The 10715-nt window shown below is 72.6% G+C and carries 9 protein-coding genes; 3 read left to right on the top strand and 6 right to left on the bottom strand.

The window, feature by feature from the left end; translation table 11 throughout:
* Positions 1-215 (top strand): hypothetical protein (locus tag D3105_RS35000; protein WP_206272941.1); only part of this gene is annotated, 215 nt, incomplete at its 5' end.
* 1581 nt (positions 216-1796) lie between these two features.
* On the opposite strand, the gene D3105_RS35910 is transcribed toward D3105_RS35000, so the two are convergent.
* The 5 genes from D3105_RS35910 to D3105_RS29020 all read right to left on the bottom strand — a co-directional run bounded on the left by D3105_RS35910 (position 1797) and on the right by D3105_RS29020 (position 6581).
* Positions 1797-1955, bottom strand: a complete 159-nt coding sequence (locus tag D3105_RS35910; RefSeq protein ID WP_003966147.1) for a DUF6760 family protein — start codon at positions 1953-1955, stop codon at positions 1797-1799.
* Positions 1952-2455 carry a hypothetical protein gene (locus tag D3105_RS29035; RefSeq protein WP_118905921.1) on the bottom strand — a complete coding sequence of 168 codons (504 nt, stop codon included), beginning with the start codon at positions 2453-2455 and terminating at the stop codon, positions 1952-1954. The genes D3105_RS35910 and D3105_RS29035 overlap by 4 nt, the downstream gene beginning before the upstream one ends.
* Positions 2452-2892, bottom strand: coding sequence for a phage tail protein (locus D3105_RS29030; RefSeq protein ID WP_010060032.1), 441 nt, complete (start codon positions 2890-2892; stop codon positions 2452-2454). The genes D3105_RS29035 and D3105_RS29030 overlap by 4 nt, the downstream gene beginning before the upstream one ends.
* 62 nt (positions 2893-2954) lie before the next feature.
* A complete protein-coding gene (locus tag D3105_RS29025) occupies positions 2955-4496 on the bottom strand; it encodes a phage tail sheath family protein (RefSeq protein WP_118905920.1) in 1542 nt (513 codons plus the stop codon).
* Positions 4497-5249: 753 nt separating this feature from the next.
* Entirely contained in the window at positions 5250-6581 is a 1332-nt protein-coding gene (locus D3105_RS29020) for a hydrolytic protein (protein WP_118905919.1), read from the bottom strand.
* A gap of 237 nt (positions 6582-6818) precedes the next feature.
* Here D3105_RS29020 and D3105_RS29015 point away from each other — a divergent pair, with 237 nt between their 5' ends.
* A complete protein-coding gene (locus tag D3105_RS29015; RefSeq protein ID WP_118905918.1) occupies positions 6819-7541 on the top strand; it encodes a helix-turn-helix transcriptional regulator in 723 nt (240 codons plus the stop codon).
* Positions 7542-7566: 25 nt separating this feature from the next.
* On the opposite strand, the gene D3105_RS29010 is transcribed toward D3105_RS29015, so the two are convergent.
* Positions 7567-7827 carry a hypothetical protein gene (locus D3105_RS29010; protein ID WP_240647061.1) on the bottom strand — a complete coding sequence of 87 codons (261 nt, stop codon included), beginning with the start codon at positions 7825-7827 and terminating at the stop codon, positions 7567-7569.
* A 388-nt stretch (positions 7828-8215) separates the two neighbouring features.
* Between D3105_RS29010 and D3105_RS29000 the strand changes: the two genes are divergently transcribed.
* A partial coding sequence (locus D3105_RS29000) for a hypothetical protein (RefSeq protein WP_240647060.1) occupies positions 8216-10715 on the top strand: 2500 nt, incomplete at its 3' end.

Raw genomic sequence — 10715 nt, 5'->3', positions numbered from 1 at the left:
GGCGTACGGCTTCGGGGGCGGGCCTGTCGGGGGCGGAGCGGAGGCCGGAGGGCGGGGGAGCGGGACGGCCCGGGGAGACCGGCCCCGTACGGTCCGGGGCGACCGACTCCGTATGGCCCGGACTGCTCTCCTGCTCGGACGCGGCTCGCTGGACGGTGGCGCGTGCGGCTGTCGGAGACGCGGCGGGGGTGGCAGGCGCGAGGCCGGCGATCTGACGCAGGGGCATGGCCGGACGCCGGGCGACCGTCAGTGGCGGCGCGATCCGTTGTGGGCGCACAGCAGCGGGCCGCGACGGCGGGCGGACGGCAGCCACAGCGTTGTTCCCGGGCCCGAGCGTGGGCCGCCCGGGAGCGGGATGGGCTCCCGCGTGCGCGGCCGAGCCGGATGAGCCCGACACAGCCGAGCCCGATGAGCTGCCCGAGCTGGACGGGCCCGACGCGGTGGAGCCGGATGAGCCGGGTGAGTGCGACGAGCCGGACGAGCCGCCCGAGCTGGATGAGCCCGCCGCGGGCGAGCCCGATGAGCCGGACCGGAGCGAGGAGTTGGACGGGGCCGAGGAGTCCGACGAGCCGGCCGAGTCCGCCGAGTCCGCCGAGTCCGACGAGCGGGACGATCCCGATGAGCCGGACACGGGCGAGCCCGATGAACCGGACCGGAGCGAGGAGCCCGAAGAGCCCGACCGGGCCGAGGAGCCCGAAGAGGCGGACCGGGCGGAGGAGCCCGAAGAGGCGGACCGGGCAGAGGAGTTGGACGACGTCGCCGATCCGGACGCAGACCGGGTCTCCGACCCGGACCTGGCCGCGTTCGCGGGCCCGGGTACCGAGCCGGACCGCCCCGCGTTCGAGGGCCCCGACGCAGCCCCGGACCGCGCCGCGTCAGCGGGCCCCGCCGAGCCCGACCTACCTGACGCCGCCGCCCGGCCCGTCGAAGCCGTCGAGCGCGACACGTACACCGTCTCCGGCGTACCCGCTGACGACGACCGGTTCGCGGGTCCGGAGGCACCCGACGACGCCCCCGAAGCACCCCGGGGCGACGGATCCCCGGGCCTCGGGGCACGCGACGACGACCCGGACGTAAACCCGGAAGCGCGGGACGACGACCGCGACGTAGCCCCCGAAGCGCCCGACGACGACCGGCCCGCAGGCTCCGAAGAACGCGACGACGACCGGTTCACGGCATCCGAACCACCCGACGACGACCGGCCCGCCGCAGAGGCCGCCGACCGCTGTACCGCCGACGGTGCCGAACCCGGCTTCCCCGACCCCGCACCCGTACCGGCACCACGCCGAGATGCCCGCCCCACCGAGGCGGACGGCAGGTCCGGCGCCGGCCCAAGGGACTCGGCGGGGTCGTCGGCGGGCCGGACCGCGCGCAGCAGCAGCGGGCCCCCGGGGGACGTCGAGGGGCGTGCGGAGCCCGGGCGGGTGACTCCGTGGATGAGGCCGACCGGGGCCGACGGCAGGACGGCGTGGCCGAGTTCACCGCCGAGGGACGGGTTCTGCCAGGAGGCCAGGCGCGCGCGGAACCGCAATCCGTCGCTCACACCGATCGAGGACCGGGCGACGGTCACCGACGGCGGGGCCACCCGCCGCCATCCGCCGTCCCAGCCACCGTCGTCGGCACCACTGCCCCCGCCACCGTCCCCGGCCTCGCCGGACACGATGGGCCCGGCGGGCACGGCCGGCACGGCGGACATGCCGTCGCGCCCTGCCCCGCCCCGGACCTCGCTCTCCCGCGACGGCGTCACGGACCGCCGACGGTCCGCACGGCGCAGCCAGTCCCCGAACCCCACACGATCACCCGCCTTCGTTGACGCGGGTGTTGATCCGCGCTATCTCCCGCACCCACTGCTGACGTTCGCCGTGGGTGAGGTCGAGAATGTCCTCACGCTGCCAATGGAAGTGGTAGGCGACGTACGCGATCTCCTCCCGCAGCCGGGGAAGCGCGTACGTCACGATTCCCCCAGGCGCCCACCCGAGAGGTCCACCTCGAACGACCCCTGGCACAGCGGGCAGGTCACCGCGGCATGCGTGTGGCCCTCGCTGTTGATCCGGCGGTAGAAGTCCTGGAGGAACGCCACGTCGGTCGCGTACATCCGCTCGACGATCCCGGTGTGGACGTCGGTGATCGGGCCGAGCTGCGTGATCACCTGGGCCAGCAGCACCACGGACAGGTACGCCGGGTTCTCCTTCACCCGCAGGTCGATCTGGGGCTTGAGCTCGTCCCGGGCCGTCGCGAGCCGCATGGTGCCGCTCCGGTGCACCCGGCCCTCGTCGTCGACGTACCCGCGCGGCAGCTCGAAGGCGAACTCCGTCTGCAGCGTGTCCCGTTCGCGCCGAGGAGCGCGGGCGGGCGCCGGGGCGGCCGGAGCCTCCTGGCGGGTGGCGGTCGCGGCGGCCAGGTTGTCGAGGGTCTCTTCGAGCCCGGCGCCCGGCGTAACGGTCCGGCGCCTCATTCGACCACGATCTCCTCGAAGGTGATGGTCACCGTCTCCGTCGCCGCGCTGGACTCGCCGGCCTTGAGCGAGGGGCCCTCCCACTTGGAGGCCCAGCCCTGCATCAGCTGGATGCGGCGGACGGTCTCACCGGTCGAGTCCTTGATCTCGATGGTGAGGTTCTGCCGGGCGGTGTCGACGGCCCCGTTGTTGAGGGTCTCCTTGATCCAGGTGGTGAACTCGCTGCTCTTGTCGAGCCCGCGGGTGATCGTCACCTCGCCCGCCTGGCGGGCGCCCGGCTGCTTGCGGATGATCTGCTTGCCGTCGGCGGTCACCTGACGGACCTCGACGACTTCTTCCTCGACGGTCATGCCGCTGATCTCCTGGATGGACTCCACGAGATAGCCGCCGAGCTGAACGCCGAAGATGTGGGTGGAAAGAGCGTCGCCCTCTGCCATGACTGTGTGTCACCTGTTCCGGTTGCGATCGTGCTGCGGGTGGTGGGGAAGGGCCGCGAGGGTCACTCGTCGACGAGGCTGGTGCTGTCCGAGAACTGCGAGAGCCGGAAGATCACGAACTCGGCGGGCTTCACCGGGGCCACCCCGATCTCGCAGACGACCTGACCGAGGTCGATCGACTCCTGCGGGTTGTTGCTCCGGTCGCACCGCACGTAGAACGCCTCCTCGGCGGTGCGGCCGAACAGCGCGCCGCGCCGCCACTCCTCGGTGAGGAACGCGGTGACGTTGCGCCGGATGCTCGACCAGAGGCGGTCGTCGTTCGGCTCGAACACCACCCACTGGGTGCCCAGGAGGATGGACTCCTCCAGGTAGTTGAAGAGGCGGCGGACGTTGAGGTAGCGCCAGGCCGGGTCGGAGGAGAGGGTGCGCGCGCCCCAGATGCGGATGCCGCGGCCGGGGAAGGCACGCACGCAGTTCACGCCGATCGGGTTGAGGAGGTCCTGCTCGCCCTTGGAGAGCCGGATCTCCAGGTCCACGGCGCCCCGGATGACCTCGTTGGCGGGGGCCTTGTGGACTCCGCGCTCATTGTCGCTGCGGGCCCAGACCCCGGCCACGTGACCGCTGGGCGGGACCAGGGAGTTGCGGCCGCTCGCCGGGTCGAAGACCTTCACCCACGGGTAGTAGAGAGCGGCGTAGCGGGAGTCGTAACCGGCGTCCTCGTTGCGCCAGGTGCGGACGCGCTGGGCGTTCATGCCGGGCGGGGTGTCGAGGACGGCGACGCGGTCGCCCATCTGCTCGCAGTGCGAGATGACCGCGAGCTGCACGGTCTTGACGCCCTCGGCGTCGATGTCGCCGCGCTGGAAGGCGCTCATCAGGTCCGGGACGGCGACCATCGTGATCTCGTCGATCGCTTCGAGACCGGCGAACCCGGTCCGCGCGGAGGCGTCCCCCACGTACTCGGAGGCGTCGAGCCGGGCCACGCCGTTGCCGGGTGCCGCCGCCGTCGCGGGGGCCAGGGCCACGGTCTGCTTCTCGGGGCGGCTCTGCGCCGTGCCGGGCTGCTCGGTGACCTGGATCAGCTTGGAGTCGCGGGCCTGGGTGACCAGGTAGCCCTTGACGTTCTTGCGGGTGGAGACGTCGTACGTCTCCACGGCCTTGCCGCCCTGGCGTACGAGCAGCCGGAAGCGGTCCTCCGGCGGGTTCTCGCCCTCGGCGTCGGCGATCTCCACGGAGAGGCCGTCGCCCGTGCCGGGCTTGGCGGCGACCAGGAACCCGCCGAGCGCGACGGGGGCGGGGGCCTGGGCGGCGGATGCCCGGTCGCCACCGTCGGCGCCCTGCGCGGGGCCGCCGATGCGCACGATGTAGGCCGCGCCGCCGCCGTTGGCGAAGAAGCCGTGGACGGCGTGCGCCAGATAGGTGTCGGCGGTGAAGGCGCCGAACGTCTGCACGTACTGGTCCCAGTTGGTCACCAGCGTCGGCTGGTGGAAGGGGCCCGTCCCCGCGAAGCCGACGAAGGCTGCGACCGCGGTGCCGACTCCTTCGATGGGCCGTGCTCCGGACTGCACCTCCTCCACGTAAACACCGGGGGTGAGGTACGACGGCATGCTCGCTCCTTCTGGACGGTCACTCGATCACCGCCCAGTCTTGACCGGCCGCGCGGGCCGGGAGTAGGTCCCGGAGTCCCCGACACGGGGCAAGGAGACTGCCCTTTCCGGGCTCTCGGACGCCGGGTAACCCTGCCCTTGGCGGTCGGATCGGAACCGCTCGCCCCTATTCCCGGTCGCCCACGCGCATTCGGCCGCCCACGTGACGAGAACGAGAACAACGTGTTACGTCGGAGCGCGAACGAGCCGCCTCGGCGGAGGGATTGGGGGAAAGGCCGGTCGGCGCGCCGGGAAGCCCATGTGTTTGGTATCTCTTTTTCCCGGTAAACCACGGGTGGCCGAGTACCGTCCGGGGTGTCCGGGGGAAACACTCCGAGGTGATGTGATTCGGCCAGAATGAGCCGAGAAGACGAGTGGATTCGGTCGGGTACGAGGGCGGGAAACGGGCACGAAGAGGCTCCGAACGGGCACCCGTTACCTGCCGTCGCACCGTCAGAACCAGTCCTGAGCAGGCTTGTTCGTGCCGCTTGCCGCCTGAAGCGGATATTCTTCCTGTGCTGTCGACACCGCGGGCGACCGAACCGGTAGAGGTCGCCGGCGTATCCGGGAGGGCGAATCCGCCACTGTCCGGCACGCCGGGTTTCCTTTCGGCAGGGCTTCTGCTGTTGTCTCGTCGGAAGGCTCGGCGTCGCTGATTCCACCGACGTTCCGCAGTCCTTCCTTCGTCCTTCTATCGTTCCTTCTGTCGTTCTTCTACCGTGCGAGATCGCTCAGTACGCCGCTGACATTCAGAACCTGATGGCACCCGGAAGCCTGTTGTCCGGTAGCCGGGGTGCCGGGCTTGGCACAGGTGACGGAAGCGGTGACGGTGGCGTTCTCCGGAACCTGAATGGGGGTGACCCAGTGATAGTCCTGGTTGCGGAAGGTCTCCAGAGCGATCGTCGTGATCTTGTTCTCTCCGAAGGAGATCGTCACGAGGCCCTCGTCGCCCTGGAAGTTCGCCACCACGACGTCCGTGACGCGGAACACCTTCCCGGCCGGAACCTTGTAGGCGCCTTCCTCGGTGGCCCCCGCTCGGGTCTTCACGTCGATGGTTCTGGAAGCCTGCTCGCCCCCGCCACCGTTTCCGCCGGTGCCGCCGCCCCCGCCGGTGCCACCCGGGCCGGAACCGGTCCCGCCGGGGCCTGTACCGTCGGGACCGGTCCCCTCGCCCCGGCCGCCTGCCGGGTTCTCCGCACCGCCGGGCGGCGTCGACCCCTGCTCCCTGCCCCGCTCGGTCTCCTCCTGCGCGGCCTTCGCCCCGGCCTGCTTGGCCGTGCTCTGCACCGCGGGCCGCACCAGGGCGAACCATGCGAGGAGCAGCGCCAGCAGCGCCGCCAGCACGATCAGCAGCCACTTGGGCAGCACGGGTATCTGGGCGAACTCCCCGGGCAGCGGCTCGGCTCCACCGGGCTGCCCGTGGTCGACCGAACCCGTGGCCACGGCCTTGGGCTCGGCGTCCGCCTCGCCCTCCCCGCCGCCTTCGGTCGCCAGGACCTCGAACGGCCAGGTGACGGGCTCGCCGAACCAGATCAGCTTCCGGGCCCGGACCTTCAGCGCGACCTCCGCCGACTCGCCCGGCTCCAGGCGCTTCTTGTCGGGAGTGAAGCCGAGCGTCAGGTCCTCCCCGTCCTGCCGGCCCGCGAGGACCACGTCGACCGGGGTGTTCCCCTTGTTCTGCACGGCGGTACGGAACCGGGCGCCCAGCCATCCCCGGCGGCGGCGCGGCTCCAGCTCCGCACGCAGCTCGTGGAAGGGCGCAACGGTCACCGTCGACTCCGGGACCACCACCGACTCGGGGCGTTCGGCGGGCAGTACCCGTACGGCCAGGGGGGTTACGCCCGCCCGGACCTCGTGGGACCGGGGCGGGGCGAAGGTGAGGGTCACCGTCTCGGAGGTGCCCGGGTACAGCGACACACGCGCCGGCTCGACGGTGGTCCAGGCGGCACAGTCGCCGACCACTTCGAGGGTGTAGGCCTCGACGATGTCGCCGTCGTTGCGCACGGTCAGGGTGGTCGTCGCGGTACCGCCCGGCGACACCGTCACCGGGGGGCTTGCGAGTTCGGCAGATGTGGTCACTCTGCGACGGTAGGCCGCCGACACGGCTCGGCAGCAGAGACGCAAGGGCAAGAAGCGGGCAGCGGTGGTGCCCCGAGGGCCCACCGGCTCGGTGTCCCCGCGCCCCCGCGCCGGGCCCGCTCACCCTGCCCCGGACGGCGAGGGCGATCACGAGCACAGCAGGCATATCAGGCTGAAGTACCTGAGGAAGACGGGCACGGAACGATGACGATCACGGAAACGACGAACAGCACGGCGGCACGCGGGCAGTACCGCAGGCCCGACGCCGCCGGCCGCCGCACGCCCGGCGCCGGGGGAGCGCCCGGGGGCAGGGTCTCCGTCGCGGTGTACGCGGAGGACCTGATCCTGCAGACCGGCATGGTCCACCAACTGCGGGTGCGCCCCGAGATAGAACTGCTCCCGGAGGCCGAGGCGGACCGGGCGCAGGTCTCCCTGGTCGTGGTGGACACGGTGGGCGAGTCCACCGTCCAGCTCCTCCACCGCCTCCAGCGCAACACCTCCACCCGCACCGGACTGGTCGTCGGGTACTTCGAGTCGGGCGCCCTCCAGACCATGATCGAGTGCGGGGTCGCCGCCGTCCTCCGCCGCGCCGAGGCCGACCAGGACCGGCTCGTCCACCTGGTGCGCGCCATGGCCAACGGCGAGGGGGTCCTGCCGGGCGACCTGCTCGGCAAGCTCCTCGACCACGTCAGCTCCCTCCAGCGCACGGTCCTCGACCCCCGGGGGCTCACCCTGTCCACGCTCACCGCGCGCGAGGCGGAGATGATCCGGCTGGTCTCGGAGGGCTGCGACACCGCGGAGATCGCGCAGAGGACCTCGTACTCGGAACGCACCGTCAAGAACGTGCTGCACGAGGTCGCGACCCGCCTCGAACTGCGCAACCGGGCCCACGCGGTGGGCTACGCGATGCGCCACGGCCTGATCTGAGGGAGGGCCGCGCTGTTCGGACCTCTCAGCCCTCCGGGGGACGCGTGCCGCCCGGACCGGCGAACACCAGCTGCGTCAGCGGTGAGGGCAGCCGGTCGGCCCCCACCGTGACCCGGTACAGCCCGGCCCCGGGAAGATCGACGTCGGCCGTCAGCGCGTCCCCGTCCTCCGCGTGGGGAAGGGCCCGGCGGCGGGCGGGGCCGTCGACCGCGGCCACCGTGCAGTCGATCCCGGACGGATCGTCGGTCCCGGTGATCCGCAGCGACCAGGTCTCCCCGGGCGTCACGGCACACGCCAGGACGATCGGGATGAACCCGCAGCTGGAGGACGATTCGCCTCTGCAGGCCATCGCCGACGGGCAGTTCAAGGACGTGATGGCAGCGGCCCGTTCCTACCTCCAGGGCGGCCTCTGACACCGCCGCACCTCCGCGCAGCGACGACGCCGCCGGTCTGACGGACCTCCGTCGGCCGGCGGGGCCGCTGTGCGGGCCGCTCGACGCCTCCGGTCTTTCCTCGGGATCCCGGCGGTGCCGGTGCCCCGAGCGCGGTACACCCACCGCCGCAAAGGGCAGCGGTCCCTTCCCCCGGTCCGGGTACTCGCGGCCTGTCCTCCGACCCCGCGCGAGCGCGATGCTGGCCGGTGGAGAGTCGATCGAGAGACTGTGAGGTGGGCCGTGACCGGCACTGCTGGCCCGGCGAAGCATTCCCGGTTCGGCCGACTGACCGGCGCGGTGGTGCTGTTGGCGCCGCTGCTGCTGGTCGGCTCGGCCGCCGCACCGGACGGGGCGGGCCAGGCCGTCGCCGCCCCTGCGGACGCCGAACCGGGCCGGGCCGGGCGGATCGCCTTCGCCGGTACCGACCACCGCAGCCTCGGACGGGCCAACGACCAGGACACCACCGACCCGCTGTTCGGCGACGGGCCCGCCCACTACGACCAGGACCCCTCCGCCCGAGGTGACGTCCTGGTCTTCACCAGCCTGCGGGACAGCGCCAAGCCCCAGGTGTACGTGCGCGGTGCGGACGGGTCGGTGCGTCGTCTCACCGAGGGCCGGGACGCGGCCCGCCCGGAACTCTCCCCGGACGGTCGGACCGTCGTCTTCGACTCGGCGGAGCCCGGCCCCGGCGGCACGGTGCAGCGCGACCTGTGGTCGGTCGGGGTCGACGGCTCGAATCTGCGGCGGCTCACCGACACCGCCGACAACGAGGAGTCCCCGACCTGGTCCCCGGACGGCACGAGGATCGCGTACGCCCGCGACGGCGACACCGCCCTCGGCCGGCAGATATACGTGCGGGACGTCGACGGCGGCCCGCAGACCCGGATCAGCGACGCGGGGGCCGGCGACGCCACCGAGCCGTCCTGGAACCCGGGCACCGACCCCGCCGACCGGAACATCGTCGCGTACACCCTCACCACCAACCCCGACCCGAACGTCGACGACGGCACGGAACTGCGGGCCACCGAGGGCCTCGGCACCGACCGCCCGCTGCTGGCCGGCGGGCACGCGGAGTGGGGCACCCGGTCGGCCTCCTGGCTGCCCGACGGCAAGGACGTCGTCTTCCTCAGCCCGTACCACACCTGCGGTTGCGACGACTTCGACCATGTCTACCGGGTGACCGCCTTCGAGGGGGACGCACCGCCGGACCAACTGGTCAACGAGAACCGCGAGGTGGGGTCGCCCACCTGGTTCCCCCCGGCCGGGACCGTCGTCGTCCCCCGCATCACCCCGGACCCGCAGACCGTCAAGAAGCCGGACGAGCTGCTGGCCGCCGCGCAGATCGTGACGCTCCAGGACGTTCGTCAGGACGGCTCCGACCCCCGCGACCTGGGCCTCACGATCCTGAAGGAGGACCCGGCGGCCCGCACCAACGAGAGCCCCGCCGTCGACCCCCTGTTCAACCCGGCCGCGGGCTTCGACCCCTGGACCGAGCGGCAGAGCTACACCCCCGACGGCCGCCGCATCGTCGTCACCCGCTTCGAGGACACCGACGCCGGGCGGATCGAGCGGATCTGGATGGCCGACGCCGACGGGAGGAACGCGGCGGCTCTGCCCCTCGCGGGGCGCGGCCCGAGCGACTGGGACACCGACCCCGCCTTCTCGCCCGACGGCACCAAGCTCGCCTTCACCCGCACCTCGCCCGGCGGCACCGGCGACGCGGCGGGCCCGAGCCGGATCCTCGTCGCCGACGTCGCCTCGGGCGCGATCCTCGACGAGATCCGGCCGCCCGAGGGCCAGCAGACCGGCGGCGACGCCCAGCCCACCTGGTCCTCCGACGGCGTCAACCTCGCCTTCACCCGTAACCACGTCATCGACGGCAACGGCGGCAACAAGCACATCTGGGTCGTGCCGGTCGCCGACCTCGGCCGGCAGAGGGACCTCAGCGCCACCATCTGCCCCGGCGACTGCGACGTCATCGACGACAGCCCCGCGTTCTCCCCGGACGGCCTGAAGGTCGCCTTCAACCGCAAGGACGGCGGGGGCAGGGTCAACCAGCAGGCCGGAGTCCTCGTCAAGCCCCTGCGCGGCGGCGGCTGCCGTGTCGTGCTGCCCTCCGTCCAGAAGGACAACCCCGCCGGCTGCGACCTGCCGATCCCCGACACCTCCGCGACCGGCCCCCACCAGCCCCGCGACGTGGCCTGGACCCCCGGTGGCGACAAGCTCGTGTTCACCGCGCGCCGGGAGCTCGCCCCGAACTCCATGGAACAGCTCTCCGTCCTCGACATCGCCTCCGGCGACCTGACCCCCGTCGACAACACGCACGCCGGACGGCAGAAGGAGCCCGCCCTCCAGCAGTCCGTCGACCTGTCGCTGACCGCACCGCCCACCCAGCCCGCCGTGGAGGTCGGCTCCGACACCGAGGTGACCATCACCGTCACCAACCGGGGCCCCGCCCCCTCTCCCGGCACCACCCTCACCGTCGACGCGCCGCCCGGCGTACGGCTGGAGGAACTGACCACCGACGCCGGGACCTGCGCGCCCGGCACCCCCCAGTGCGCCCTCGGCATCGTCCCGCCCGGCGCCGACGTGAAGATCACCGCCCGGCTGACCGGCGTCACCACCGGCAACCAGCGCGTCAACTGGTCCGTCACCGGGGCTGTCATCGACCCCAATCCCACGGACAACGCCACCGGCACGATCGTCCCGGTCCAGGACGCCCCGCCGCCCACCCCGCCCC

Source organism: Streptomyces globisporus (genome assembly GCF_003501885.1).
Classification (GTDB): domain Bacteria; phylum Actinomycetota; class Actinomycetes; order Streptomycetales; family Streptomycetaceae; genus Streptomyces; species Streptomyces globisporus_D.
Note: the sequence above shows the minus strand (reverse complement) of the source record. Positions and strands in the feature narration are given on the sequence as shown.